This window comes from Arthrobacter sp. NPDC056493, assembly GCF_042795115.1.
In the GTDB taxonomy this organism is placed as follows: domain Bacteria; phylum Actinomycetota; class Actinomycetes; order Actinomycetales; family Micrococcaceae; genus Arthrobacter.
Genome location: NZ_JBHTSL010000075.1, coordinates 1 through 24,188, shown reverse-complemented (window position 1 = coordinate 24,188; position 24,188 = coordinate 1). Strand labels below are relative to the sequence as shown.

The following is a 24,188-nucleotide window of genomic DNA, read 5'->3' as shown; positions in this document are numbered from 1 at the left end:
CCGGGAATCGGTTCGCTCTCTCCCTCCCCCCCCCACCTTCGCTTTGTTGATGCGGGGGCCCCCCGGGTGGTGGTTCACCCCCCGCCGGGGGCCCCCTCCCTCTCCCCGCAAACAAGACTTCAGAATTTAGAGAACAAGAGAGAACAGGGACCATATGTCCAGCGAATCCTCCTTCGGCCTCATGCAGATCGGCCTCGCCACCGCGGAAGACATCCGCGGCTGGTCGTACGGCGAGGTTAAGAAGCCGGAAACCATCAACTACCGCACGCTCAAGCCCGAGAAGGACGGCCTCTTCTGCGAGAAGATCTTCGGGCCGTCCCGTGACTGGGAATGCTACTGCGGCAAGTACAAGCGCGTGCGCTTCAAGGGCATCATCTGTGAGCGGTGTGGCGTTGAGGTCACCCGCGCGAAGGTGCGCCGTGAGCGCATGGGCCACATCGAACTGGCTGCTCCCGTTACCCACATCTGGTACTTCAAGGGTGTTCCGTCCCGCCTGGGCTACCTCCTTGACCTGGCTCCGAAGGACCTCGAAAAGGTCATCTACTTCGCTGCCTACATGATCACCAGCGTCGACGAAGAAAACCGCCACGCGGAACTTCCCAACCTGCAGGTTGAGCATGACGTCGAGAAGAAGCAGCTGATCGACAACCGCGACTCCGACATCGCTGCGATCGCCCGCGACCTTGAGAACGAGCTTGCCCGTCTCGAGGGCGAAGGCGCGAAGGCTGCCGACAAGAAGAAGGCACGCGACTCCGCTGACCGCCAGATGGCGAACGTCCGCAAGCGCGCCGACGCCGAGATCGAGCGCCTCGAGCAGGTCTGGGACCGCTTCAAGAACCTCAAGGTCGCCGACCTCGAAGGTGACGAGGGCCTGTACCGCGAACTGCGTGACCGCTACGGCATGTACTTCGAGGGCTCCATGGGTGCCGAGGCCATCAAGAAGCGCCTTGAGAACTTCGACATGCAGGCCGAGTCCGACAACCTGCGCGACATCATCGCCAACGGCAAGGGCCAGCGCAAGACCCGCGCCCTGAAGCGCCTGAAGGTGGTCAACGCATTCCTGACCACCAACAACAGCCCGCTCGGCATGGTGCTGGACGCCGTCCCGGTGATCCCGCCGGAACTGCGCCCGATGGTCCAGCTGGACGGTGGCCGCTTCGCGACCTCCGACCTCAACGACCTCTACCGCCGCGTGATCAACCGCAACAACCGACTCAAGCGACTGCTTGACCTGGGTGCCCCGGAGATCATCGTCAACAACGAGAAGCGCATGCTTCAGGAAGCTGTTGACAGCCTCTTCGACAACGGCCGCCGCGGCCGTCCCGTCACGGGTCCGGGCAACCGTCCGCTGAAGTCCCTGAGCGACATGCTCAAGGGCAAGCAGGGCCGTTTCCGCCAGAACCTGCTCGGCAAGCGCGTCGACTACTCCGGCCGTTCGGTCATCGTCGTCGGCCCGCAGCTGAAGCTGCACCAGTGTGGCCTGCCCAAGCAGATGGCACTGGAGCTCTTCAAGCCGTTCGTGATGAAGCGCCTGGTTGACCTCAACCACGCGCAGAACATCAAGTCGGCCAAGCGCATGGTCGAGCGCTACCGTCCGCAGGTCTGGGACGTGCTGGAAGAGATCATCACCGAACACCCGGTGCTGCTCAACCGTGCACCTACCCTGCACCGCCTCGGCATCCAGGCATTCGAGCCGCAGCTTGTTGAAGGCAAGGCAATCCAGCTTCACCCGCTGGTTTGCGGCGCGTTCAACGCTGACTTCGACGGCGACCAGATGGCAGTCCACCTGCCGCTGAGCCCCGAAGCCCAGGCTGAGGCACGCATCCTGATGCTGTCGTCCAACAACATCCTGAAGCCGTCTGACGGCCGTCCGGTGACCCTGCCTTCGCAGGATATGATCATCGGCCTCTACCACCTGACCACCAAGCGTGTCGGTTCAGCTGGTGAGGGCCGGGTCTTCGGTTCGGTGTCCGAGGCCATCATGGCGTTCGACGCACACGAGCTGCACCTGAACTCCCAGGTCAAGATCCGTCTTGAGGGCTTTGTTCCTTACGCCGGCTGGGAAGCTCCGGAAGGCTGGGAGCAGGGTCAGCCCGCACTGGTGGACACCTCGCTGGGCCAGGTTCTCTTCAACGAGACCCTGCCCGAGGACTACCCCTGGGTTGAGGCTGTTGCCGACAAGGGCGAGCTGTCCCGGATCGTCAACGACCTCGCGGAGCGTTACCCGAAGGTTGTCACGGCCGCAACGCTGGACAACCTGAAGGACGCCGGTTTCTACTGGGCCACCCGCTCGGGCGTCACCGTCGCCATCTCCGACATCGAGGTTCCGGAGTCCAAGCCGGCCATCCTTGCCGGTTACGAGGAGCGCGCCGCCAAGATCCAGGGACAGTACGACAAGGGCCTGATCGACGACGACGAGCGTCGCCAGGAACTGATCGAGATCTGGAACAAGGCCACCAACGAGATCGCCCAGGCGATGCGTGACAGCCTGTCGCCGATGAACACCATCAACCGCATGGTGTCCTCCGGTGCACGTGGTAACTGGATGCAGGTGCGTCAGATCGCGGGTATCCGTGGCCTGGTGGCCAACCCGAAGGGTGAAATTATCCCGCGTCCGATCAAGTCCTCCTACCGTGAGGGCCTGTCGGTGCTGGAATACTTCATCGCGACGCACGGTGCGCGTAAGGGTCTTGCCGACACCGCGCTGCGTACCGCCAACTCGGGTTACCTGACCCGTCGTCTGGTGGACGTCTCGCAGGACGTCATTGTCCGTGAAGAGGACTGCGGTACCGAGCGCGGCCTCGTCACCCCGATCGCCGTGGCTGACGCCAACGGTGAGCTGAGCCTGGACGAGAACGTCGAGAACAGCGCCTACGCCCGTACGCTGGCCGTGGACGTCGTCGACTCCAAGGGCAACGTCCTGGCTCCGGCCGGCACCGACTGCGGCGACGTCGTGATCGCTGAGCTGTTCGCAGCCGGCATCACCGAGGTCAAGGTCCGCTCCGTGCTCACCTGTGAGTCCAGCGTAGGAACCTGTGCCCTGTGCTACGGCCGTTCGCTGGCCACCGGCAAGACCGTGGACATCGGCGAAGCCGTGGGCATCATCGCCGCGCAGTCCATCGGTGAACCCGGTACCCAGCTGACCATGCGTACGTTCCACACCGGTGGTGCTGTTTCCGCCAGCGGTGGCGACGACATCACCCAGGGTCTGCCCCGTATCCAGGAGCTCTTCGAAGCCCGTACCCCGAAGGGTGTGGCGCCGATTGCGGAAGCAGCCGGCCGCATCACCATCGAGGAATCCGAGCGCCAGATGCGCCTGGTGATCACTCCGGACGACGGTTCCGAAGAGATCGCCTACCCGGTCCTGCGCCGGTCGCGCCTCCTGATCGAGGACGGCCAGCACGTGACGGTGGGCCAGAAGCTCATCAACGGCCCGGTTGACCCGAAGCAGGTCCTGCGCATCATGGGCCCGCGTGCCGCACAGAAGTTCCTCGTGGACGAAGTGCAGGGCGTGTACCGCAGCCAGGGCATTGGCATCCACGACAAGCACGTGGAAGTCATCGTCCGCCAGATGCTGCGCCGCGTCACGGTCATCGAATCCGGCGACTCCGACCTGCTCCCCGGTGAGCTGGCAGAGCGCAGCCGGTTCGAGGACGCCAACCGCCGCGTTGTATCCGAGGGCAAGACGCCGGCTTCCGGCCGTCCCGAGCTCATGGGTATCACCAAGGCGTCGCTGGCCACCGAGTCCTGGCTGTCCGCAGCTTCCTTCCAGGAGACCACCCGCGTCCTGACGCAGGCGGCCATGGAAGGCAAGAGCGATCCGCTGCTCGGCCTCAAGGAGAACGTCATCATCGGTAAGCTGATCCCGGCCGGCACGGGCCTCCCGCGCTACACCGAGATCACGGTCGAGCCGACTGAAGAAGCAAAGGCCAACCTGTTCACCGGCCCGAGCGCGTTCAGCGACTTCTCCTACGACACGCTGGGCGGCGACGGAGCTCCCGAGTTCCACGCCATCCCGCTGGATGACTACGACCTCGGAAACGACTTCCGCTGACCGAAAGTCTGTAATCCAAGGAAGGACCCCGCACTCGGTGAGTGCGGGGTCCTTCCCGTTTTGGGGCGCGACGACGGCGGCCGGTACCCGCCGTCGTCGTCCGCCCCCTACACCCGATTCAGGCTCCAGATCAAGCCATGCTAGACTTTGTGTAATTGTTCTGTGTGGCAGTGGATGAAGGCCGCCGCAACATCATTTTGGTTTTGTTCTCATGATGTTGGGCGGAGCCTGTTTCCGGGTTGCGGGCTACGTGCGCAACGAATGCCGCACTTTTGCACGCCCACCTGGTTTCGTACCTAGGCCGCAAGGACAACGCCAAAGCTCTCACGCACAGACAGGCTGACGCCTGGCGCGGGGGCAGAGATCAAAAAAACGGAGAACACGAAAGTGCCTACGATTAACCAGCTGGTCCGCAAGGGCCGCACGCCGAAGGTCTCAAAGACCAAGGCTCCCGCGCTTAAGGGCAGCCCGATGCGCCGCGGTGTTTGCACCCGCGTCTACACCACCACCCCGAAGAAGCCGAACTCGGCTCTGCGTAAGGTTGCACGTGTGCGCCTCAACGGTGGTATTGAAGTTACCGCCTACATCCCCGGTGTTGGCCACAACCTCCAGGAGCACTCCATTGTGCTCGTTCGTGGTGGTCGTGTGAAGGACCTCCCCGGTGTCCGCTACAAGATCGTCCGCGGTGCCCTCGATACCCAGGGTGTCAAGAACCGTAAGCAGGCACGCAGCCGCTACGGCGCAAAGATGGAGAAGAAGTAATATGCCTCGCAAGGGTCCGGCCCCGAAGCGGCCGCTCGTATCAGATCCCGTCTACGGCTCCCCGCTGGTTACCCAGCTGATCAACAAGGTGCTGGTTGACGGTAAGAAGTCCACCGCAGAGCGCATCGTTTACGGTGCACTCGAAGGTGCCCGTGCGAAGTCCGGCGGCGACCCCGTTGCAGCCCTCAAGAAGGCCATGGACAACGTCAAGCCTTCCCTCGAGGTCCGCTCCCGCCGTGTCGGTGGCGCCACCTACCAGGTTCCGGTCGAGGTCAAGCCGGGCCGCTCCACCGCCCTCGCCCTGCGTTGGCTGGTCGGCTACTCCAAGGCCCGCCGCGAAAAGACGATGACCGAGCGCCTCCAGAACGAAATCCTGGATGCCTCGAACGGTCTCGGTGCCGCTGTGAAGCGTCGCGAAGACACCCACAAGATGGCCGAGTCCAACAAGGCCTTCGCCCACTACCGCTGGTAAAACTTCCCGGACGCCGCCGGCTCAGACGAGCCGGCGGCGAACGCGTAGTCCATCCGAAAGGGAGACACCGTGGCACAGGACGTGCTTACAGACCTTAGTAAGGTCCGCAACATCGGCATCATGGCCCACATCGATGCCGGCAAGACCACCACCACCGAGCGCATCCTGTTCTACACAGGTGTGAACCACAAGATTGGCGAAACGCACGACGGCGCTTCGACCACTGACTGGATGGAACAGGAAAAGGAACGCGGCATCACCATCACGTCTGCCGCCGTGACCTGCTTCTGGGAGAACAACCAGATCAACATCATCGACACCCCGGGCCACGTGGACTTCACGGTTGAGGTTGAGCGCTCCCTGCGCGTCCTCGACGGTGCAGTTGCCGTCTTCGATGGCAAGGAAGGCGTTGAGCCGCAGTCTGAGACCGTTTGGCGCCAGGCTGACAAGTACAACGTTCCGCGTATCTGCTTCGTCAACAAGATGGACAAGCTCGGCGCTGACTTCTACTTCACCGTAGACACCATCATCAGCCGCCTCGGTGCCAAGCCGCTGGTTATGCAGCTGCCGATCGGTGCCGAGAACGACTTCATCGGCGTCGTTGACCTGCTGTACATGCGTTCGCTCGTATGGCCTGGCGATGCCAAGGGTGACGTCACCATGGGCGCCAAGTACGAAATCCGCGAAATCCCGGAAGACCTCAAGGCCAAGGCCGAGGAATACCGCGCAAACCTCGTGGAAGCCGTCGCAGAGTCCTCTGAAGAACTCATGGAGAAGTACCTCGAAGGTGAAGAAATCACCATCGACGAACTCAAGGCCGGCATCCGCAAGATGACGATCAACTCCGAGATCTACCCGGTATTCTGTGGTTCCGCGTTCAAGAACCGTGGCGTTCAGCCGATGCTCGATGCTGTCGTCGACTACCTGCCGAACCCGCTCGACGTCCCGCCGATGATCGGTCACGATCCCCGCGACGAAGAGAAGGAACTGACCCGCAAGCCTTCTTCCGAAGAGCCGTTCTCTGCACTGGCGTTCAAGATCGCCGCGCACCCGTTCTTCGGCCAGCTCACCTTCGTTCGCGTGTACTCCGGTCACGTGGAAGCAGGCGCGCAGGTGGTTAACTCCACCAAGGGCAAGAAGGAGCGCATCGGCAAGCTGTTCCAGATGCACGCCAACAAGGAAATGCCGGTCGACGGCGCTACCGCGGGCCACATCTACGCAGCCATCGGTCTGAAGGACACCACCACGGGCGACACCCTGTGCGACTCCTCCAACCAGATCGTCCTCGAGTCCATGAGCTTCCCGGAGCCCGTGATCTCGGTTGCCATCGAGCCGAACACCAAGGGTGACCAGGAGAAGCTCTCCACGGCCATCCAGAAGCTCTCCGCTGAGGACCCGACCTTCCAGGTCTCCCTCAACGAAGACACCGGCCAGACCATCATCGCCGGCATGGGCGAGCTCCACCTGGACATCCTGGTGGACCGCATGCGCCGCGAATTCAAGGTCGAGGCAAACGTTGGTAAGCCGCAGGTTGCCTACCGCGAAACCATCAAGCGTGCTGTAGAGCGTCACGACTACACGCACAAGAAGCAGACCGGTGGTTCCGGCCAGTTCGCAAAGATCCAGATTGCGATCGAGCCGATGGACACCTCCGAAGGCGAGCTGTACGAGTTCGAGAACAAGGTCACCGGTGGCCGCGTTCCCCGCGAGTACATCCCGTCGGTCGACGCCGGTATCCAGGATGCGCTGAACGACGGCGTCCTGGCCGGCTACCCGGTTGTGGGCATCAAGGCAACGCTGATTGACGGCGCTTACCACGATGTTGACTCCTCGGAAATGGCGTTCAAGATCGCCGGCCGTATGGCTTTCAAGGAAGCCGCACGCAAGGCGAACCCTGTTCTGCTCGAACCGCTGATGGATGTCGAGGTCCGCACCCCTGAGGAATACATGGGTGAAGTTATCGGTGACCTCAACTCCCGCCGTGGCCAGATGCAGTCCATGGAAGATGCACAGGGCGTCAAGGTTGTCCGCGCGCACGTTCCGCTGTCCGGCATGTTCGGTTACATCGGTGACCTGCGTTCCAAGACCCAGGGCCGCGCTGTGTACTCCATGACGTTCAACAGCTACGCCGAGGTCCCGAAGGCAGTTGCCGACGAGATCATCCAGAAGTCCCGCGGCGAATAGTCCCCAGGACTGTCCACGCGACAAGCTGCGAAAAACCAGGTGCGTTTCCTCTGCGGAACACACCTAGTGCGGATGGCCGGAACACTGGTTCCGGCCCGGTTCCGGCCATCAGCACGAACAGGCTTTAGGCACTAGTATTAGTTCCTGAATCTGCAATTTCACCAATCCAAAGCCCCCAAGTAGACTTACTGGAGTTTCTGCCGCGATAAGCGCGGTCGAAGGTAAGCCATTTGAAAAACGTTCTAGGAGGAACCTGTGGCAAAGGCAAAGTTCGAGCGGACTAAGCCGCACGTTAACATCGGTACCATCGGTCACGTTGACCACGGTAAGACGACGTTGACGGCCGCCATTTCCAAGGTGCTGTACGACAAGTACCCGACTCTCAACGAGAAGCGTGACTTCGCGTCGATCGACTCTGCTCCGGAAGAGCGTCAGCGCGGCATTACCATCAACATCTCCCACGTTGAGTACCAGACCGAGAAGCGCCACTACGCACACGTAGACGCTCCGGGTCACGCTGACTACATCAAGAACATGATCACCGGTGCTGCTCAGATGGACGGCGCAATCCTCGTGGTTGCCGCTACTGACGGCCCGATGGCTCAGACCCGCGAGCACGTTCTGCTCGCCCGCCAGGTTGGTGTTCCCTACCTGCTGGTCGCGCTGAACAAGGCAGACATGGTTGACGACGAGGAACTCCTCGACCTCGTCGAAATGGAAGTTCGTGAGCTCCTGAGCTCGCAGGGCTTCGACGGCGACGAAGCACCGGTTGTCCGCGTTTCCGGCCTGAAGGCCCTGGAAGGCGACCCCGAGTGGGTCAAGTCCGTTGAGGACCTGATGGCTGCTGTCGACGAGTCCGTTCCGGACCCCGTACGTGACCGCGACAAGCCGTTCCTGATGCCGATCGAAGACGTCTTCACCATCACCGGTCGTGGCACCGTTGTGACGGGTCGCGCCGAGCGCGGTACCCTCGCCATCAACTCTGAGGTCGAGATCGTCGGTATCCGCCCGGTCCAGAAGACCACGGTTACCGGTATCGAGATGTTCCACAAGCAGCTCGACGAAGCATGGGCCGGCGAGAACTGTGGCCTGCTGCTCCGCGGTCTGAAGCGCGACGACGTCGAGCGTGGCCAGGTTGTCGTCAAGCCGGGTTCCATCACCCCGCACACCGACTTCGAGGCCAACGTCTACATCCTGTCCAAGGACGAAGGCGGACGTCACAACCCGTTCTACTCGAACTACCGCCCGCAGTTCTACTTCCGTACCACGGACGTAACCGGCGTTATCACCCTGCCGGAAGGCACGGAAATGGTTATGCCCGGCGACAACACTGAGATGACCGTTGCGCTCATCCAGCCGATCGCTATGGAAGAGGGCCTCGGCTTCGCTATCCGTGAAGGCGGCCGCACCGTTGGTTCGGGACGTGTCACCAAGATCAACAAGTAACTCTTGCTGATCGCGGGCCGGTTACCGGCCTGATCTTCGAAAACAGCCCCGCTGCCCTTGGCAGCGGGGCTGTTTTTGTCTCTGCGGTTCCTGCCTGCGGACCGCGCCTGGTCCCTGATAGGGTTAGTGCTCGCGACAGATCAGCGACAACGAGGGAGCATCATGGGTTGGCTAATTTTCCTGCTGGTGATTGCCGCCGTGGTGGTGGGCGTGGTTTGGGCGAAAAAGCACTTCCGCCACGAGATTGAGCGTGCCAAGCGGATTAACCGGGCGAACAAGAACCAGTAGGCCAACAAGGACCGGTAGATCCGGCGGCCGGTCGCCAGGCGCGGGTTGGCCGGCCCTCAGGCCGTGCGCGAGCGTGCCCGGTTCAGTGCCTGAAGCCAATAGAAGGACTTCTTGGGCGTCCGTTTCAGGGTATCGAAGTCCACATGCACGAGGCCGAAACGCTGTGAATACCCGGCGGCCCATTCGAAGTTGTCCATGAACGTCCAGACGAAGTAGCCGAGCAGTTGCACGTCCTGCGCGATGCCGCCGGGTCCAGTGGCGTTGACCGCCTGGTCCAGGTGGTGCGCCAGGTAGTCGATGCGCCCCGAGTCCGCGATAGGGCCGGTCACGTGTTCGGGCTCCGGAAAGCTTGCGCCGCTCTCGGTGATATAGACCGGCGGCAAGGCCGTCCCGTACCTGTCCTTGAGCTCCCGCAGCAGGATGCCCAGGTGGTCCGGTGCCACCGGCCACCCGAAGCCCGTGGTGGCGTACTCGGGGAAAGCTGCAAAATGGAACGGCACCCGCGCCATGGCTTGCGCATTGCCTGCCGGGGTGTCCGTCGGTCCTTGGCCTGCGGCCACGCGCACAGGGTAGTAGTAGTTCACCCCGTAGAAGTCGAGCGGTTGGCTGATCAGGCGGAGGTCGTCGTCGGACGTCCGGGACAGAAACCTGAACCACGGGCGCGCGGCAAGCGGCGGGGCAGGATATCGTCCCAGCAAGATGGGATCGGCGTACACCCGGTTGAGGACAAGGTCGCAGACCTTGGCCAGCAGCCTGTCCGCCAGCCGGCGGGTGGCAGGGCGTACGGGGGAGTGCAGGTTGGTGACGCCGATGGTCCCGGCCACGCCGGCGGCGCGCAGGGCCTGGACCGCGAGTCCGTGGCCGAGCAGCTGGTGGTGGACCGAAGGCAGCGCCTTGAAGAGCAGGTCGCGGCCGGGTGCGTGGACGCCGAGTGCGTAGCCGTTCAGCGTGACGGACACGGGCTCGTTGAGCGTCACCCACTGCGCCACCCGGTCGCCGAGCCGTTTGCCGGCTGCCGCCGCGTATTCCGCGAAGCGTTCGGCCGTAGCGCGGTTCATCCACCCTCCATTGCGCTCAAGCGGAAGGGGAGTGTCCCAGTGGTAGAGCGTGGCCATGGGGGAGATGCCTGCCGCCAGCAGCAGGTCAACCAGCCGGTCATAAAAGTCCAGGCCCCGCGGGTTGGCTGCGCCGTGGCCCTCCGGATGGATCCTGGGCCATGAGATTGAGAAGCGGTAGGAGTCGATGCCGAGCTCGCGCATGAGGGCAACGTCTTCCGGCACGCGGTTATAGTGGTCACAGGCCACCTGCGGCGAGTGCCCGTTGAGGATGTTGCCCGGCGTGGCGGCAAAGGCGTCCCAGCCCGACGGCCCGCGCCCGTCCGCCGCGATGGCGCCTTCGATCTGGAAGGCCGCGGCAGCAACGCCCAGGGTGAAATCCGGGCGCAGGCGTCCGGCAAGGTTTTGCACTGAATCCGGGTTGGCTGCGTCGTTGCCGGCGTCGGCGTTCTGCACGGCCATTTACCCATCATCCAACCGATGATTGCCGGCGGCAATGAGCGTTTGGCCAGCGTGACCGGCGGCCGAAGGGCCCGATTCGCTTACTCGGATAATTTCCGGCATACTAGATGAGTTGTTCAAGCGCTTTTTCGCGTCCCGATCCGGATAATGCCGGGTGTCAGGGTCCAGGTTGAAGCCCAAACATAACCCAACCCCCAAGGAACTGCGGGCTCGTGCGTTTTGCACAGCGCGACACGCCCGACCGCGGGGGTCGGGTGCGCCGGCAGGTTGAGGAACCCGGATTCATCCGGATTCAGCTTGTGCGGCGGGTGGTAGTTACGACTTCAATTGCTTCGGCAGCCACACAACACGCAAGTAAACAGAGCAGCACTTACTGAAAGAGAGTCAGGCGACATGGCGGGACAAAAAATCCGCATCCGGCTGAAGTCATACGACCACGAGGTCATTGACGTTTCAGCACGGAAGATCGTTGAGACGGTCACGCGCGCAGGCGCAACGGTAGTCGGCCCGGTGCCGCTGCCCACGGAGAAGAACGTGTACTGCGTTATCCGCTCTCCCCACAAGTACAAGGACAGCCGCGAGCACTTTGAAATGCGCACGCACAAGCGTCTGATCGACATCATCGACCCCACGCCCAAGGCTGTTGACTCGCTCATGCGTCTCGACCTGCCGGCCGACGTGAACATCGAAATCAAGCTGTAGGGAGGTGCTGAGAGACTATGACCGCAACCCGTAACGTAAAGGGCCTGCTGGGCACGAAGCTCGGCATGACCCAGGTCTGGGACGAGAACAACAAGCTCATCCCCGTCACTGTTGTCCAGGCTGACTCGAACGTCATCACCCAGCTGCGTAACGCAGAGACTGATGGCTACGTCGCCGTTCAGATCGGCTACGGCCAGATCGATCCCCGCAAGGTCACCAAGCCGCTGGCTGGTCACTTTGAAAAGGCAGGCGTCACGCCTCGCCGTCACGTCGTCGAACTCCGTACCGCAGATGCTGCTGAGTACGAGCTGGGCCAGGAGCTCTCCGTAGAGGTCTTCGAAGCCGGCCAGAAGATCGACGTCGTAGGCACCACCAAGGGTAAGGGCTTCGCCGGTGTTATGAAGCGTCACGGCTTCCACGGCGTTGGAGCTTCCCACGGTGCCCACAAGAACCACCGTAAGCCCGGTTCAATCGGTGGCGCATCCACCCCGAGCCGCGTCTTCAAGGGCATGAAAATGGCCGGCCGCATGGGCGCCGTTCGTCACACCACGCTGAACCTCACGGTCCACGCGGTTGACGTCGAGAAGTCGCTGCTCCTGATCAAGGGCGCCGTTCCCGGTGCCCGCGGCCAGGTCGTACTCGTACGCACCGCCGTGAAGGGAGCCTAGTTCAATGGCTAACACTGTCAAGGTTGACCTGCCTGCAGAGATCTTCGACGTTCAGACCAACGTGCCGCTGCTGCACCAGGTCGTCGTTGCCCAGCTCGCTGCTGCTCGCCAGGGTACCCACAAGACCAAGACCCGCGCCGAAGTTTCCGGTGCAGGCCGCAAGCCGTTCAAGCAGAAGGGTACCGGCCGCGCCCGTCAGGGTTCCATCCGTGCTCCTCACATGACCGGCGGTGGCGTTGTCCACGGTCCCACCCCGCGTGACTACAGCCAGCGGACCCCCAAGAAGATGATTGCTGCTGCCCTGCGCGGCGCACTCTCTGACCGTGCCCGTAACGGCCGCGTCCACGTCGTTTCTGAACTGGTTGCCGGCGACACGCCGTCCTCCAAGGCAGCACTGGCAGCCCTGCGCGGCGTCTCCGAGCGCAAGAACCTGCTCGTTGTGATTGAGCGTTCCAACGATGTTGCTGCACTGTCCGTGCGCAACCTCCCGGAAGTTCACGTCCTGTACGTGGACCAGCTGAACACCTACGACGTGCTCGTTTCTGACGACGTAATCTTCACTAACGCTGCCTACGAAGCATTCGTTGCTGACAAGGCTGCAAAGAACGAGGAGGATGCCAAGTGAGCGCAGCCACCATCAAAGACCCGCGCGACGTCGTGCTTGCACCCGTCGTCTCGGAAAAGAGCTACGGCCTGATCGACGAGGGCAAGTACACCTTCCTGGTGGACCCCCGCTCGAACAAGACCGAGATCAAGCTGGCCGTGGAGAAGATTTTCTCCGTCAAGGTCGAATCGATCAACACCATCAACCGTGCCGGTAAGCGCAAGCGCACCAAATTCGGATGGGGAACCCGCAAGAACACCAAGCGTGCCATTGTGACCCTCAAAGAAGGCACTATCGACATCTTCGGCGGTCCGCTCGCGTAGCGGAGACCACTTTAACGAGGAAATAAATTATGGGAATCCGTAAATACAAGCCGACTACGCCGGGCCGTCGCGGCTCGAGCGTAGCTGACTTCACCGAAATCACGCGGTCGACGCCGGAAAAGTCGTTGGTACGTCCGCTGCCCAAAAAGGGCGGCCGTAACAACACCGGTAAGATCACCACCCGTCACAAGGGTGGTGGGCACAAGCGCCAGTACCGTCTGATCGACTTCCGTCGCCACGACAAGGACGGCGTCAACGCCCGCGTTGCCGAAATCGAGTACGATCCGAACCGCACGGCTCGCATCGCCCTCCTGCACTACGTTGATGGCACCAAGCGTTACATCATCGCCCCGAACAAGCTCTCCCAGGGCGACTTCGTGGAAGCCGGCGCCAACGCTGACATCAAGCCTGGCAACAACCTGCCCCTGCGCAACATCCCCGTGGGTACTGTTATCCACGCGGTTGAGCTGCGTCCGGGCGGCGGCGCCAAGATGGCCCGTTCCGCCGGTGCTTCTGTTCAGCTCGTCGCCAAGGAAGGCCGTTTCGCCCAGCTGCGTCTGCCCTCCGGCGAAATCCGCAATGTTGACGTGCGCTGCCGCGCCACGATCGGCGAGGTCGGCAACGCCGAGCAGTCGAACATCAACTGGGGCAAGGCCGGCCGTATGCGGTGGAAGGGCGTTCGCCCGACCGTCCGTGGTGTCGCCATGAACCCGGTTGACCACCCGCACGGTGGTGGTGAAGGTAAGACCTCCGGTGGTCGTCACCCGGTCAACCCGAACGGTAAGCCTGAAGGCCGTACCCGCCGCCCCAACAAAGAGAGCGACAAGCTTATTGTTCGTCGCCGTCGTACTGGCAAGAACAAGCGATAGGAGCCTGGACACATGCCACGCAGCCTGAAAAAAGGTCCTTTCGTTGACCAGCACCTCTTTGTGAAGGTCGCAAGGGAAAACGAAAAGGGCACCAAGAACGTCATCAAGACCTGGTCCCGCCGTTCGATGATCATCCCCGACATGCTCGGGCACACGATCGCCGTGCACGACGGACGCAAGCACATCCCGGTGTTTGTCACCGAGTCGATGGTCGGGCACAAGCTCGGCGAATTCGCTCCCACGCGGACATTCCGCGGCCATGTCAAGGACGACCGTAAGGGCAAGCGCCGCTAGGCGCCTGCACTTACGTCAAAGACGAGAGAAGGAAAGCAATGGAAGCCAAGGCAATTGCGCGCCACATCCGCGTAACGCCTATGAAGGCCCGGCGCGTCGTCAACCTTGTTCGTGGAAAGCAAGCGAACGAGGCTCTGGCAATTCTGAAGTTTGCCCCCCAGGCAGCTTCGGAGCCGGTATTCAAGGTAGTTCAGTCGGCAATCTCCAACGCCCGGGTCCTCGCGGACCGCGACGGTGTTGCGTTTGACGAAGGTGACCTCATCATCAGCGAAGCGTTTGTTGATGAAGGCCCGACCATGAAGCGGTTCCAGCCGCGTGCTCAGGGTCGTGCATTTCAGATCAAGAAGCGCACGAGCCACATCACCGTGGTAGTCGCTACCCCGGAGAAAGAGGAGGCTCGCTAAGTGGGACAGAAAGTAAACCCGCACGGGTTCCGACTCGGCATCACCACCGATCACGTATCGCACTGGTTCGCTGACAGCACCAAGTCCGGCCAGCGGTACAAGGACTTCGTTCGCGAAGACATCCGTATCCGCCAGCTCATGTCCACGGGCATGGAGCGCGCCGGCATCGCCAAGGTTGAGATCGAGCGCACCCGCGACCGTGTCCGCGTGGACATCCACACGGCACGTCCGGGCATCGTCATCGGCCGCCGCGGCGCCGAGGCAGACCGCATCCGTGGCGAGCTCGAAAAGCTCACCGGCAAGCAGGTCCAGCTGAACATCCTCGAGGTCAAGAACCCCGAGATGGAAGCCCAGCTTGTTGCCCAGGGTGTTGCAGAGCAGCTGACTTCCCGCGTGGCATTCCGCCGTGCGATGAAGAAGGCCATGCAGTCCGCACAGCGTGCCGGTGCCAAGGGTATCCGTATCGCTTGCTCGGGCCGTCTGGGTGGCGCAGAAATGTCCCGCTCGGAGTTCTACCGTGAAGGCCGTGTGCCCCTGCACACCCTCCGCGCGAACATCGACTACGGCTTCTACGAAGCCAAGACCACCTTCGGCCGCATCGGCGTGAAGGTCTGGATCTACAAGGGCGACGTCACCTCCAAGGAACTGGCTCAGCAGGCAGCTGCTGCTCCGTCCCGCGGCCGCTCCGGCGACCGTCCGGGTCGCCCGGGTGGCGCTGACCGTGGTGACCGCCGTCGTCGTAACGACCGTCCGGCAGCCGACGCAGCACCTGCTGCTGCAGCTCCGGCAGCCGAGGCAGCAGCTCCGGCACAGGCAGCAGAAGGAGGACAGGCTTAAATGCTTATCCCACGTCGAGTCAAGCACCGTAAGCAGCACCACCCGGGTCGTTCCGGCGCTGCCACGGGCGGCACCAAGGTCTCCTTCGGTGAGTACGGCATCCAGGCCCTGAGCCCGGCATACGTCACGAACCGTCAGATCGAATCTGCCCGTATCGCGATGACCCGCCACATCAAGCGTGGCGGTAAGGTCTGGATCAACATCTACCCGGACCGTCCGCTGACCAAGAAGCCTGCCGAAACCCGCATGGGTTCCGGTAAGGGTTCGCCGGAATGGTGGGTCGCCAACGTCAAGCCGGGCCGGGTTCTCTTTGAACTCTCCGGTGTCAGTGATGAGGTAGCTCGCGAGGCCCTGCGCCTGGCGATCCACAAGCTCCCGTTGAAGGCACGCATTGTGCGTCGCGAAGGTGGTGAATAGAAATGGCAGTTGGGTCAAAGGATCTTGCACCCGCACAGCTGGACGGTTTCGACAACGAGCGTCTCGTTGAGGAACTCCGCAAGTCCAAGGAAGAGCTGTTCAACCTGCGTTTCCAGTCCGCCACCGGACAGCTGGAGAACCACGGTCGTCTGCGCGCGGTAAAGAAGGACATCGCACGCATCTACACCGTTCTCCGTGAGCGCGAGCTGGGCATTCGTGCCGAGGTTGCCGCACCGGTTGTGGAAGCCAAGGAAGAAAAGAAGTCCAAGAAGTCTGCAGCTAAGAAGGCGGAAACGCCGGCCGAGGCTGAGACTGAGGAGGACGCCAAGTGAGTGAAAAGGACGAGAACGTGACGGAAACTGCTACGGCAGCTACGGCTGAGCAGCGCGGTTACCGTAAGACGCGTCGCGGCTACGTGGTCTCTGACAAGATGGACAAGACCATCGTTGTTCAGGTTGAAGACCGCGTGAAGCACGCCCTGTACGGCAAGGTCATCCGCCGCACCTCCAAGGTCAAGGCACACGACGAGCAGAACACCGCCGGCATCGGCGACCTGGTTGTCATCGCCGAGACCCGGCCGCTGTCCGCCACCAAGAACTGGCGGCTCGTGGAAATCCTCGAAAAGGCCAAGTAACACCCGCAGCCTTGCTGCATGGAAACCCCCGTTCCCTTTGGGAGCGGGGGTTTCCCCATTAAGCGGGGGATCGTCCGTCACGCGGCGCAGGTTTTGGGGACGCGTACGACGACGGCGGCCAGGTTTTGCGGGGGAGTGTCACCGCCGGTGGGCCAAAAGGCCGCCCTGCGTGACGCCGTCGTACGTTGCGGGGGAGTGGCCGCAGGTGATATGGAGCCTGGCCCAAACTATGCTAAGATTTTGAGTTTGTATGGCGCCTGTTGTGCGCCGACAGCAAACCTCGTAAACAATCGTGCCACGGCATAGTGCCCCCTTGCGCCTCCACGGGCTTGGGAAGCAACTGTTTGTGGCACGGGCGTTTAGGCCTGGTCTGGCAAAATCCAGTCAGGTCAAGAGACACCCCGATCAACCGTTCCGCAAGGCTCATTCCGTAGAAAGATTTTCGGTCTGAGAACCGGCGCGACGCAAGGAGTAAATAGTGATTCAGCAGGAGTCGCGACTCAAGGTCGCCGACAACACGGGTGCTAAGGAAATCCTTACCATTCGCGTTCTCGGTGGATCTGGCCGTCGCTACGCAGGCATTGGCGACGTAATCGTCGCAACCGTCAAGGATGCAATTCCGGGCGGCAACGTAAAGAAGGGCGACGTCGTCAAGGCTGTCATCGTCCGTACCAAGAAGGAACGCCGCCGTGCGGATGGTTCCTACATCAAGTTTGACGAGAACGCAGCCGTCATCCTGAAGAACGACGGCGACCCCCGCGGTACCCGTATCTTCGGACCGGTTGGTCGTGAACTCCGTGACAAGAAGTTCATGAAGATCGTTTCTCTGGCTCCGGAGGTGCTCTAGTCCATGGCTAAGATCAAGAAGGGTGACCTGGTTCAGGTCATCACTGGCGCCAAGGCTGAGCGCGGCGGCGACCGTGGCAAGCAGGGCAAGGTTCTGCGCGTGTTCCCGGACACCAACCGCGTGCTGGTTGAGGGTATCAACCGCGTAACCAAGCACACCAAGGTCGGCCAGTCGCAGCGCGGCACCAAGACCGGCGGCATCGAGGTTGTCGAGGCTCCGATCCACGTTTCCAACGTGGCTCTCGTTGACCCGTCCACCAAGAAGCCGACCCGCGTTGGTTTCCGCCTCGACACCGTTGAGAAGGACGGCGTCAAGAAGACCGTCCGCATCCGCGTGGCCAAGAGCTCCGGGAAGGACATCTAATGACTGAGACTCTCGAGACTCCGGCAACGAAGATCGTTCCTCGTCTGAAGACCAAGTACGCCGATTCCATCAAGAGCTCGCTTCTTGAGGAATTCAAGTACGAGAACGTGAACCAGGTTCCCCGTCTGGTCAAGGTTGTAGTGAACATGGGTGTTGGAGATGCCGCCAAGGACTCCAAGCTGATCGACGGCGCTGTCCGCGACCTCACCCTGATCACCGGCCAGAAGCCGCAGGTCACCAAGGCCCGCAAGTCGATCGCCCAGTTCAAGCTGCGCGAAGGCATGCCCATTGGTGCACACGCAACCCTGCGCGGCGACCGCATGTGGGAATTCGTGGACCGTCTGGTCACGCTGGCCCTGCCCCGTATCCGCGACTTCCGCGGCCTCAGCGGCAAGCAGTTTGATGGCAACGGCAACTACACCTTCGGTCTGACCGAGCAGGTTATGTTCCACGAGATCGACCAGGACTCCATCGACCGCACCCGCGGTATGGACATCACGGTTGTGACCACCGCCAAGACCGACGACGAAGGCCGCGCGCTGCTCAAGGCGCTTGGTTTCCCGTTCAAAACCGAAGCTTAATTAACTACGTAAAAGGTCCGGCCGCTCTGGTTCCACTGGGACAGAACGGCGGAAACCGTTACGAGGAAGGGCAAGTGCCCAAATGACTATGACAGATCCTGTCGCAGATATGCTTACGCGCCTGCGTAACGCAAACTCGGCATACCACGATTCAGTCTCCATGCCTTACAGCAAGCTCAAGGCTCGTGTTGCTGACATCCTCAAGGCCGAAGGTTTTATCGCCGGCTGGAAGGAAGAGGACGCTGAAGTCGGCAAGAAGCTGACCATCGACCTCAAGTTCGGTCCGAACCGCGAGCGTTCAATCGCGGGTGTCCGTCGCATCTCCAAGCCGGGTCTCCGCGTTTACGCGAAGTCCACCAACCTGCCGCACGTGCTGGGTGGCCTGGGTATCGCAATTCTGTCCACCTCTTCCGGCCTCCTGACTGACAAGCAGGCCGGCAAGAAGGGCGTGGGCGGCGAAGTCCTCGCTTACGTCTGGTAACGGGAAAGGAAGAGAATAATGTCACGTATTGGACGTCTCCCCATCACCGTTCCTGCCGGCGTTGAGGTCAAGGTTGACGGCTCTGTCGTCAGCGTCAAGGGTTCCAAGGGCGAGCTGACCCACACTGTGGCCAGCCCGATCGAGGTTGCGCTGGAAGACAGCACCCTGACCGTCACCCGCCCGAACGACGAGCGGGCCTCCCGTTCGCTCCACGGCCTGACCCGCACCCTGATCGCCAACATGATCCAGGGCGTCACCGCAGGCTACGAGAAGAAGCTCGAAATCGTCGGTACCGGTTACCGCGTTCAGGCCAAGGGTTCTGACCTTGAGTTCGCTCTGGGCTACAGCCACCCGGTCAACGTTGCGGCTCCGGCTGGCATCACCTTTGCAGTAGAGGGTCCGACCAAGCTCTCTGTCTCAGGCATCAACAAGCAGCAGGTCGGCGAGGTTGCTGCCAACATTCGCAAGCTGCGCAAGCCTGACCCGTACAAGGGCAAGGGCATCCGCTACGCGGGCGAAGTCATCCGCCGCAAGGTCGGAAAGGCTGGTAAGTAACCATGGCCATCGCCATTAACAAGAAGCGTACGAACAAGAGCAAGTCTGCTTCGCGCAGCCGCCGCCAGCTTCGTATCCGCAAGCGCATTTCCGGAACGGCTGTACGTCCTCGCCTGGTCGTCAACCGCTCCGCACGCCACGTATTTGTCCAGGTTGTCGACGACACCATTGGCCAGACCGTAGCGAGCGCGTCCACTCTGGAAGCTGACCTTCGTGCATTCGACGGTGACAAGACCGCCAAGGCCAAGCGCGTTGGCGAGCTCGTCGCCGAGCGTGCCAAGGCTGCCGGCGTCGAAGCCGTCGTTTTCGACCGTGGTGGTAACAAGTACCACGGCCGGATCGCCGCCGTCGCTGACGGTGCACGCGAAGGTGGGCTGTCACTGTGACCGAAGCAAACAAGGAAAAGGACACTGTGTCTGCAGAAGAGAAGGCGACCGAAGCCGCAGCTGCTGAGACCACTGCTCCCGCAACCGAGGACCGCCGTGGTGGTGCCCGTCGCGGCGAGCGTGGCGACCGTGGCCAGGGCCGCGGCGACCGCGGTGGCCGTGGCGGCCGCGATGGCGGACGTGAAGCCGAGAAGAACCAGTTCATCGAGCGCGTGGTAACCATCAACCGCGTTTCCAAGGTCGTCAAGGGTGGTCGTCGCTTCAGCTTCACCGCACTCGTCGTCGTTGGTGACGGTAACGGTCTGGTCGGCGTCGGTTACGGCAAGGCCAAGGAAGTTCCCGCGGCTATCGCCAAGGGCGTTGAAGAGGCCAAGAAGTCCTTCTTCCGCGTTCCCCGCGTTGGCAACTCCATCCCTCACCGCGTTCAGGGTGAAGCGGCTGCAGGCGTCGTAATGCTGCGTCCGGCTTCCGCCGGTACCGGTGTTATCGCCGGTGGTCCGGTCCGTGCAGTACTGGAGTGCGTGGGCATCCACGACATCCTCTCCAAGTCGCTCGGTTCCTCCAACGCCATCAACATCGTTCACGCGACCGTTGATGCCCTGAAGCGCCTCGAAGAGCCGGCAGCCGTGGCAGCACGCCGTGGCCTGCCGCTTGACGAGATCGCTCCGCCGGCACTGGTGAAGGCTCTGATGAACCAGAAGGCAGGGGTCTAAGTCATGGCTAAGAACCTGATTCCCTCCGACGCCAAGTTGGAGATCACCCAGATTAAGGGCGTCATTGGCGCCAAGCAGAACCAGCGCGACACCCTGCGGTCCCTCGGCCTGAAGCGGATCGGACACACCGTTGTCCGCACCGCCGACGCCGTGACCGTGGGAATGCTCAACACGGTTCCGCACCTCGTGAATGTTGAGGAGGCGAAGTAATGGCAGAGAAGAACACGTCCGAGACCGCAGCTGCTGAGAAGCAGAGCGCTCTGAAGGTTCACCACCTGCGTCCCGCCCCGGGTGCCAAAACCGCCAAGACCCGTGTTGGTCGTGGTGAAGGCTCCAAGGGTAAGACCGCCGGTCGCGGTACCAAGGGTACGAAGGCCCGCTACCAGGTAAAGGCTGGCTTTGCCGGCGGCCAGCTGCCGCTGCACATGCGCCTGCCGAAGCTGCGCGGCTTCAAGAACCCGTTCCGGGTTGAGTTCCAGGTTGTGAACCTGGAGAAGCTCAACGAGCTGTTCCCGGAAGGTGGCACCGTCACCGTGGAGAACCTGGTCGAAAAGGGTGCCGTTCGCAAGAACCAGCCCGTGAAGGTGCTTGGCACCGGCGACATCACCGTCAAGGTTGACGTCACCGTCCACGCATTCTCGGCCAGCGCCGCTGAAAAGATCGCTGCCGCCGGCGGAAGCACCACCGCGCTCTAAGGGATTCTGTCCCGGAGCCGGTGGGCATTAGCCTGCTGCGCAAACTCCCGGCACGGGGGCCGAGGCCCCTGTGCCGGGAGTTTTTTCATACCTATTGGGTCTTCCGGATTGTTCGCATGCCGCAAACACCGGTTAGACTCGGTTGTTGGGTTTATAGACCTGCATCACAAGACTTATTAACAACTGAGGAGGACGCTTGCTAAGCGCATTCGGCCGGGCGTTTCGGACGCCTGATCTGCGACGCAAGTTGTTGTTCACGCTGGGAATCATCACAATCTTCCGCTTGGGAGCCTTTATCCCCTCGCCCGGTGTGAGCTACCAGAATGTCCAGCAATGCTTGTCGAACGGGCAGACCCAGGGCGGGATCTACCAGCTCGTCAATCTTTTCAGCGGTGGTGCACTGCTGCAGGTCTCCATCTTCGCCCTGGGCATCATGCCGTACATCACGGCGAGCATCATTGTGCAGCTGCTGCGCGTGGTCATCCCGCGTTTCCAGCAGCTCTACGAAGAGGGCGCCTCCGGGCAGTCCAAGCTGACGCAGTACACGCGGTACCTGACCATCGCCCTTGGCCTGCTGAACGCCACGACGCTGGTGTCGCTGGCGCGGTCCGGCCAGCTGCTGCCCGGCTGCAACCTGCCCATCATCCCGGACCAGAGCGTCATCACCACGATCCTCATCGTCATCACGCTGACGGCCGGCACCGGCCTCATCATGTGGATGGGTGAGCTCGTGACCGAGAAGGGCGTCGGCAACGGCATGTCGCTGCTGATCTTCACGGCGATCGCTGCCGGCTTCCCCACCTCGCTGGGCGCCATCTGGACCGCACAGGGTCCGGGAACGTTCTTCATTGTGCTGGCCATCGGCCTGCTCACGGTTGCCCTGGTGGTTTTCGTGGAGCAGTCCCAGCGCCGCATCCCGGTGCAGTACGCCAAGAGGATGATCGGGCGCCGCACTGTGGGCGGCACCAGTACCTACATCCCCATCAAGGTGAACATGGCCGGCGTCATTCCCGTCATCTTCGCTTCCTCGATGCTCTACCTGCCGGCGTTGATCTCGCAGTTCAACCAGCCGAAGGCGGGGGAGTCGATGCAGCCGTGGGTTGAGTGGATCAACAACAACCTGACCCGCGGTGACCACCCCATCTACATGGTGATGTACTTCGCCATGATTGTGTTCTTTACCTACTTCTATGTCGCGATCACCTTCAACCCTGAAGAGGTCAGCGACAACATGAAGAAATACGGCGGCTTCATTCCGGGTATCCGTGCCGGCAAGCCGACCGCGGATTACCTGCAGTACGTCCTGTCGCGCATCACGCTGCCCGGAGCCTTCTACCTTGGCTTCGTGGCACTGATCCCGCTGGTGGCGCTCGTGCTGATCAACGCAAACCAGAACTTCCCGTTCGGTGGCACCTCGATCCTGATCATGGTGGGCGTTGGCCTGGAAACCGTCAAGCAAATTGACGCGCAGCTACAGCAGCGTCACTACGAAGGGCTATTGCGATGACCAGAATGTTGATTATCGGACCACCGGGTTCGGGCAAGGGTACGCAGGCGGAACGCATCTCAGAACGCCTCGGCGTCGTTGCGATCTCCACCGGCGACATCTTCCGCGCCAACGTGAAGGGCGAGACGCCGCTCGGCGTCGAGGCCAAGAAGTACATGGACAACGGCGACTTCGTCCCGGACAGCGTGACCAACAAGATGGTCCGCGACCGTCTCAGCGAAGGCGACGTCGAGGACGGCTTCCTGCTGGACGGCTACCCCCGCACCACCGCCCAGGTTGACTACCTGGACCAGATCCTGGCCGACGGCGACCAGAAGCTGGACGTCGTCCTGCAGCTCACCGCCGATGACGAGGAACTCGTGTCCCGCCTGCTGGGCCGCGCGAAGGAAACCGGACGCAGTGACGACAACGAGGCCGTCATCCGCCACCGCCTGGACCTCTACCACGAGCAGACCGAGGCTGTTGTGGCCAAGTATGCCGAGCGTGGCATCCTGACCCAGGTGGACGGTATCGGCCAGATCGACGAGGTCACCGACCGCGTCATGCAGGCCATCAAAGAGGCGCAGGCCGCCTGAAATTGGTTCCAACGCTGCGAGGCTCCTCCCGGACCATGGGGAGGGGCCTCCGGCATTTAGCCCCGGGCCAGGAAACTTGCCGGGCAGGGGCACACTGAGAGGAAACACCGCTGATGGCATTCGGCCAGCCACGCATTGAATACAAGACCAACGCCCAGATGCGCACCATGCACGAGGCCGGGCTCGTCCTGAGCCGCGCCCTCGATGCTGCCGTGGCCGCGGCAGCCCCGGGCGTCACCACCCGCCAGCTGGACGAGGTCTTCGCTGCGGTGCTGCTGGAAGCGGGCGCCAAGTCCAACTTCCTGGGCTACCACGGCTTCCCCGCCACGATCTGCACGTCCGTCAACGAGGAAGTGGTCCACGGCATCCCCGGCGACAAGGTGCTTCAGGACGGCGACATCATCTCGATCGACGGCGGCGCGATTGTCAACGGCTGGCACTCCGACTCGGCCCGGACCGTCATCGTGGGAACGCCGGACCCGGAGGACCAGCGACTCTCCGACGTCACCGAGACGGCCATGTGGCACGGGATCGCCGCCCTGGCCAAGGGCAAGTTCGTGGGCGACATCGGCGCCGCAGTTGATGACTACGTCTCCTCGGTGCCCGGCAAACCCCTGGGCATCCTCGAGGACTATGTGGGTCACGGCATTGGCTCGGAGATGCACATGGCCCCCGACGTGCTGAACTACCGGACCAGCCACCGGGGCCCGAAGATCCGCCCGGGCCTGTGCCTGGCCATCGAACCGATGCTGGTGCGCGGCGGCATCGAGACGGCCATTCTGGAGGACGACTGGACCGTGGTCACCACCGACGGCAAACGTTCCTGCCAGTGGGAGCATTCCGTGGCTGTCCATGAGAAGGGCATCTGGGTGCTGTCGGCGCCCGACGGCGGCGCGGCCCGGCTCGCTCCCCTCGGCGTGGTGCCGGTCCCGATCCCCTGAGGACACGCATTTAGCTGTGCGACGCGCAAAATCCCTGGCGACACCCGGAAAACCGGAAAGCCAAGGATT

At 62.2% G+C, this 24,188-nt stretch carries 30 protein-coding genes; 29 read left to right on the top strand and 1 reads right to left on the bottom strand.

Annotated elements, in window-relative coordinates; all coding sequences use genetic code 11:
• The first annotated feature begins 154 nt into the window (after window positions 1–154).
• The 6 genes from ACFQ50_RS22015 to ACFQ50_RS21990 all read left to right on the top strand — a co-directional run bounded on the left by ACFQ50_RS22015 (window position 155) and on the right by ACFQ50_RS21990 (window position 9,206).
• Entirely contained in the window at window positions 155–4,054 is a 3,900-nt protein-coding gene (locus ACFQ50_RS22015; RefSeq protein ID WP_377997736.1) for a DNA-directed RNA polymerase subunit beta', read from the top strand.
• A gap of 387 nt (window positions 4,055–4,441) precedes the next feature.
• On the top strand, window positions 4,442–4,816 hold the full coding sequence (gene rpsL, locus ACFQ50_RS22010; protein WP_003803830.1) for a 30S ribosomal protein S12: 375 nt from the start codon (window positions 4,442–4,444) through the stop codon (window positions 4,814–4,816).
• A gap of 1 nt (window position 4,817) precedes the next feature.
• Window positions 4,818–5,288: a 30S ribosomal protein S7 gene (gene rpsG / locus ACFQ50_RS22005; RefSeq protein WP_003803829.1), complete on the top strand. Its 471-nt coding sequence runs from the start codon at window positions 4,818–4,820 to the stop codon at window positions 5,286–5,288.
• Between the two features lie 69 nt (window positions 5,289–5,357).
• Window positions 5,358–7,472: an elongation factor G gene (gene fusA, locus ACFQ50_RS22000; protein ID WP_377997735.1), complete on the top strand. Its 2,115-nt coding sequence runs from the start codon at window positions 5,358–5,360 to the stop codon at window positions 7,470–7,472.
• A gap of 255 nt (window positions 7,473–7,727) precedes the next feature.
• The gene (gene tuf / locus ACFQ50_RS21995) at window positions 7,728–8,918 is read left to right on the top strand and encodes an elongation factor Tu (protein ID WP_102973690.1); all 1,191 of its coding nucleotides are present in this window, start codon (window positions 7,728–7,730) and stop codon (window positions 8,916–8,918) included.
• 162 nt (window positions 8,919–9,080) lie between these two features.
• Window positions 9,081–9,206 (top strand): hypothetical protein, encoded by a 126-nt coding sequence (locus ACFQ50_RS21990; RefSeq protein ID WP_377997734.1) that lies wholly within the window; start codon window positions 9,081–9,083, stop codon window positions 9,204–9,206.
• 56 nt (window positions 9,207–9,262) lie between these two features.
• On the opposite strand, the gene ACFQ50_RS21985 is transcribed toward ACFQ50_RS21990, so the two are convergent.
• Window positions 9,263–10,723 carry a GH1 family beta-glucosidase gene (locus tag ACFQ50_RS21985; RefSeq protein ID WP_377997733.1) on the bottom strand — a complete coding sequence of 487 codons (1,461 nt, stop codon included), beginning with the start codon at window positions 10,721–10,723 and terminating at the stop codon, window positions 9,263–9,265.
• Between the two features lie 393 nt (window positions 10,724–11,116).
• On the opposite strand from ACFQ50_RS21985, the gene rpsJ reads away from it, so the two are divergent.
• The 23 genes from rpsJ to map all read left to right on the top strand — a co-directional run bounded on the left by rpsJ (window position 11,117) and on the right by map (window position 24,119).
• A complete protein-coding gene (gene rpsJ / locus ACFQ50_RS21980; protein ID WP_003803825.1) occupies window positions 11,117–11,425 on the top strand; it encodes a 30S ribosomal protein S10 in 309 nt (102 codons plus the stop codon).
• A gap of 17 nt (window positions 11,426–11,442) precedes the next feature.
• On the top strand, window positions 11,443–12,093 hold the full coding sequence (gene rplC, locus ACFQ50_RS21975; RefSeq protein ID WP_331572353.1) for a 50S ribosomal protein L3: 651 nt from the start codon (window positions 11,443–11,445) through the stop codon (window positions 12,091–12,093).
• 4 nt (window positions 12,094–12,097) lie between these two features.
• On the top strand, window positions 12,098–12,718 hold the full coding sequence (rplD, locus tag ACFQ50_RS21970) for a 50S ribosomal protein L4 (RefSeq protein WP_377997732.1): 621 nt from the start codon (window positions 12,098–12,100) through the stop codon (window positions 12,716–12,718).
• A complete protein-coding gene (gene rplW, locus ACFQ50_RS21965; protein ID WP_011692807.1) occupies window positions 12,715–13,020 on the top strand; it encodes a 50S ribosomal protein L23 in 306 nt (101 codons plus the stop codon). The genes rplD and rplW overlap by 4 nt, the downstream gene beginning before the upstream one ends.
• Window positions 13,021–13,049: 29 nt before the next feature.
• Complete coding sequence (gene rplB / locus ACFQ50_RS21960) at window positions 13,050–13,889, top strand: 50S ribosomal protein L2 (RefSeq protein ID WP_003803804.1); 840 nt, start codon at window positions 13,050–13,052, stop codon at window positions 13,887–13,889.
• Between the two features lie 12 nt (window positions 13,890–13,901).
• Window positions 13,902–14,183: a 30S ribosomal protein S19 gene (gene rpsS / locus ACFQ50_RS21955; protein WP_003803803.1), complete on the top strand. Its 282-nt coding sequence runs from the start codon at window positions 13,902–13,904 to the stop codon at window positions 14,181–14,183.
• A 38-nt stretch (window positions 14,184–14,221) separates the two neighbouring features.
• Window positions 14,222–14,587, top strand: coding sequence for a 50S ribosomal protein L22 (gene rplV / locus ACFQ50_RS21950; RefSeq protein ID WP_003803798.1), 366 nt, complete (start codon window positions 14,222–14,224; stop codon window positions 14,585–14,587).
• A complete protein-coding gene (gene rpsC / locus ACFQ50_RS21945) occupies window positions 14,588–15,424 on the top strand; it encodes a 30S ribosomal protein S3 (protein ID WP_003803796.1) in 837 nt (278 codons plus the stop codon). It begins immediately after the preceding gene.
• Window positions 15,425–15,841: a 50S ribosomal protein L16 gene (rplP, locus tag ACFQ50_RS21940; protein ID WP_102973688.1), complete on the top strand. Its 417-nt coding sequence runs from the start codon at window positions 15,425–15,427 to the stop codon at window positions 15,839–15,841. It begins immediately after the preceding gene.
• A gap of 2 nt (window positions 15,842–15,843) precedes the next feature.
• The gene (gene rpmC, locus ACFQ50_RS21935) at window positions 15,844–16,173 is read left to right on the top strand and encodes a 50S ribosomal protein L29 (protein WP_377997731.1); all 330 of its coding nucleotides are present in this window, start codon (window positions 15,844–15,846) and stop codon (window positions 16,171–16,173) included.
• A complete protein-coding gene (gene rpsQ, locus ACFQ50_RS21930; protein ID WP_076801234.1) occupies window positions 16,170–16,475 on the top strand; it encodes a 30S ribosomal protein S17 in 306 nt (101 codons plus the stop codon). The genes rpmC and rpsQ overlap by 4 nt, the downstream gene beginning before the upstream one ends.
• Window positions 16,476–16,953: 478 nt before the next feature.
• Window positions 16,954–17,322, top strand: a complete 369-nt coding sequence (rplN, locus tag ACFQ50_RS21925) for a 50S ribosomal protein L14 (RefSeq protein WP_003803789.1) — start codon at window positions 16,954–16,956, stop codon at window positions 17,320–17,322.
• Between the two features lie 3 nt (window positions 17,323–17,325).
• Entirely contained in the window at window positions 17,326–17,685 is a 360-nt protein-coding gene (rplX, locus tag ACFQ50_RS21920; RefSeq protein WP_003803770.1) for a 50S ribosomal protein L24, read from the top strand.
• Complete coding sequence (gene rplE / locus ACFQ50_RS21915; RefSeq protein ID WP_331572343.1) at window positions 17,685–18,266, top strand: 50S ribosomal protein L5; 582 nt, start codon at window positions 17,685–17,687, stop codon at window positions 18,264–18,266. The genes rplX and rplE overlap by 1 nt, the downstream gene beginning before the upstream one ends.
• Before the next feature lie 82 nt (window positions 18,267–18,348).
• The gene (gene rpsH, locus ACFQ50_RS21910) at window positions 18,349–18,747 is read left to right on the top strand and encodes a 30S ribosomal protein S8 (protein WP_003803767.1); all 399 of its coding nucleotides are present in this window, start codon (window positions 18,349–18,351) and stop codon (window positions 18,745–18,747) included.
• A gap of 18 nt (window positions 18,748–18,765) precedes the next feature.
• Entirely contained in the window at window positions 18,766–19,302 is a 537-nt protein-coding gene (rplF, locus tag ACFQ50_RS21905) for a 50S ribosomal protein L6 (RefSeq protein ID WP_377997730.1), read from the top strand.
• A 2-nt stretch (window positions 19,303–19,304) separates the two neighbouring features.
• Window positions 19,305–19,688: a 50S ribosomal protein L18 gene (rplR, locus tag ACFQ50_RS21900; protein ID WP_003803763.1), complete on the top strand. Its 384-nt coding sequence runs from the start codon at window positions 19,305–19,307 to the stop codon at window positions 19,686–19,688.
• Window positions 19,685–20,401 (top strand): 30S ribosomal protein S5, encoded by a 717-nt coding sequence (gene rpsE, locus ACFQ50_RS21895; RefSeq protein WP_306924872.1) that lies wholly within the window; start codon window positions 19,685–19,687, stop codon window positions 20,399–20,401. The genes rplR and rpsE overlap by 4 nt, the downstream gene beginning before the upstream one ends.
• Window positions 20,402–20,404: 3 nt before the next feature.
• Window positions 20,405–20,611, top strand: a complete 207-nt coding sequence (gene rpmD / locus ACFQ50_RS21890) for a 50S ribosomal protein L30 (RefSeq protein WP_377949446.1) — start codon at window positions 20,405–20,407, stop codon at window positions 20,609–20,611.
• A complete protein-coding gene (gene rplO / locus ACFQ50_RS21885) occupies window positions 20,611–21,096 on the top strand; it encodes a 50S ribosomal protein L15 (RefSeq protein WP_377997729.1) in 486 nt (161 codons plus the stop codon). The genes rpmD and rplO overlap by 1 nt, the downstream gene beginning before the upstream one ends.
• A gap of 196 nt (window positions 21,097–21,292) precedes the next feature.
• Window positions 21,293–22,603 (top strand): preprotein translocase subunit SecY, encoded by a 1,311-nt coding sequence (gene secY / locus ACFQ50_RS21880; RefSeq protein ID WP_377997728.1) that lies wholly within the window; start codon window positions 21,293–21,295, stop codon window positions 22,601–22,603.
• A gap of 5 nt (window positions 22,604–22,608) precedes the next feature.
• A complete protein-coding gene (locus tag ACFQ50_RS21875) occupies window positions 22,609–23,178 on the top strand; it encodes an adenylate kinase (protein WP_175304999.1) in 570 nt (189 codons plus the stop codon).
• A 113-nt stretch (window positions 23,179–23,291) separates the two neighbouring features.
• A complete protein-coding gene (map, locus tag ACFQ50_RS21870) occupies window positions 23,292–24,119 on the top strand; it encodes a type I methionyl aminopeptidase (RefSeq protein ID WP_377997727.1) in 828 nt (275 codons plus the stop codon).
• Window positions 24,120–24,188: the final 69 nt, after the last annotated feature.

Bases quoted from the DNA above. Each gene is read 5' to 3' on its own strand.
- ACFQ50_RS22015 (WP_377997736.1), top strand. From the start codon at position 155: ATGTCCAGCGAATCCTCCTTCGGCCTCATGCAGATCGGCCTCGCCACC.
- rpsG (WP_003803829.1), top strand. From the start codon at position 4,818: ATGCCTCGCAAGGGTCCGGCCCCGAAGCGGCCGCTCGTATCAGATCCC.
- ACFQ50_RS21990 (WP_377997734.1), top strand. From the start codon at position 9,081: ATGGGTTGGCTAATTTTCCTGCTGGTGATTGCCGCCGTGGTGGTGGGC.
- ACFQ50_RS21985 (WP_377997733.1), bottom strand. From the start codon at position 10,723: ATGGCCGTGCAGAACGCCGACGCCGGCAACGACGCAGCCAACCCGGAT.
- rpsJ (WP_003803825.1), top strand. From the start codon at position 11,117: ATGGCGGGACAAAAAATCCGCATCCGGCTGAAGTCATACGACCACGAG.
- rplC (WP_331572353.1), top strand. From the start codon at position 11,443: ATGACCGCAACCCGTAACGTAAAGGGCCTGCTGGGCACGAAGCTCGGC.
- rplD (WP_377997732.1), top strand. From the start codon at position 12,098: ATGGCTAACACTGTCAAGGTTGACCTGCCTGCAGAGATCTTCGACGTT.
- rplB (WP_003803804.1), top strand. From the start codon at position 13,050: ATGGGAATCCGTAAATACAAGCCGACTACGCCGGGCCGTCGCGGCTCG.
- rpsS (WP_003803803.1), top strand. From the start codon at position 13,902: ATGCCACGCAGCCTGAAAAAAGGTCCTTTCGTTGACCAGCACCTCTTT.
- rplV (WP_003803798.1), top strand. From the start codon at position 14,222: ATGGAAGCCAAGGCAATTGCGCGCCACATCCGCGTAACGCCTATGAAG.
- rplP (WP_102973688.1), top strand. From the start codon at position 15,425: ATGCTTATCCCACGTCGAGTCAAGCACCGTAAGCAGCACCACCCGGGT.
- rpmC (WP_377997731.1), top strand. From the start codon at position 15,844: ATGGCAGTTGGGTCAAAGGATCTTGCACCCGCACAGCTGGACGGTTTC.
- rplX (WP_003803770.1), top strand. From the start codon at position 17,326: ATGGCTAAGATCAAGAAGGGTGACCTGGTTCAGGTCATCACTGGCGCC.
- rplE (WP_331572343.1), top strand. From the start codon at position 17,685: ATGACTGAGACTCTCGAGACTCCGGCAACGAAGATCGTTCCTCGTCTG.
- rpsH (WP_003803767.1), top strand. From the start codon at position 18,349: ATGACTATGACAGATCCTGTCGCAGATATGCTTACGCGCCTGCGTAAC.
- rplF (WP_377997730.1), top strand. From the start codon at position 18,766: ATGTCACGTATTGGACGTCTCCCCATCACCGTTCCTGCCGGCGTTGAG.
- rplR (WP_003803763.1), top strand. From the start codon at position 19,305: ATGGCCATCGCCATTAACAAGAAGCGTACGAACAAGAGCAAGTCTGCT.
- rpmD (WP_377949446.1), top strand. From the start codon at position 20,405: ATGGCTAAGAACCTGATTCCCTCCGACGCCAAGTTGGAGATCACCCAG.
- rplO (WP_377997729.1), top strand. From the start codon at position 20,611: ATGGCAGAGAAGAACACGTCCGAGACCGCAGCTGCTGAGAAGCAGAGC.
- ACFQ50_RS21875 (WP_175304999.1), top strand. From the start codon at position 22,609: ATGTTGATTATCGGACCACCGGGTTCGGGCAAGGGTACGCAGGCGGAA.
- map (WP_377997727.1), top strand. From the start codon at position 23,292: ATGGCATTCGGCCAGCCACGCATTGAATACAAGACCAACGCCCAGATG.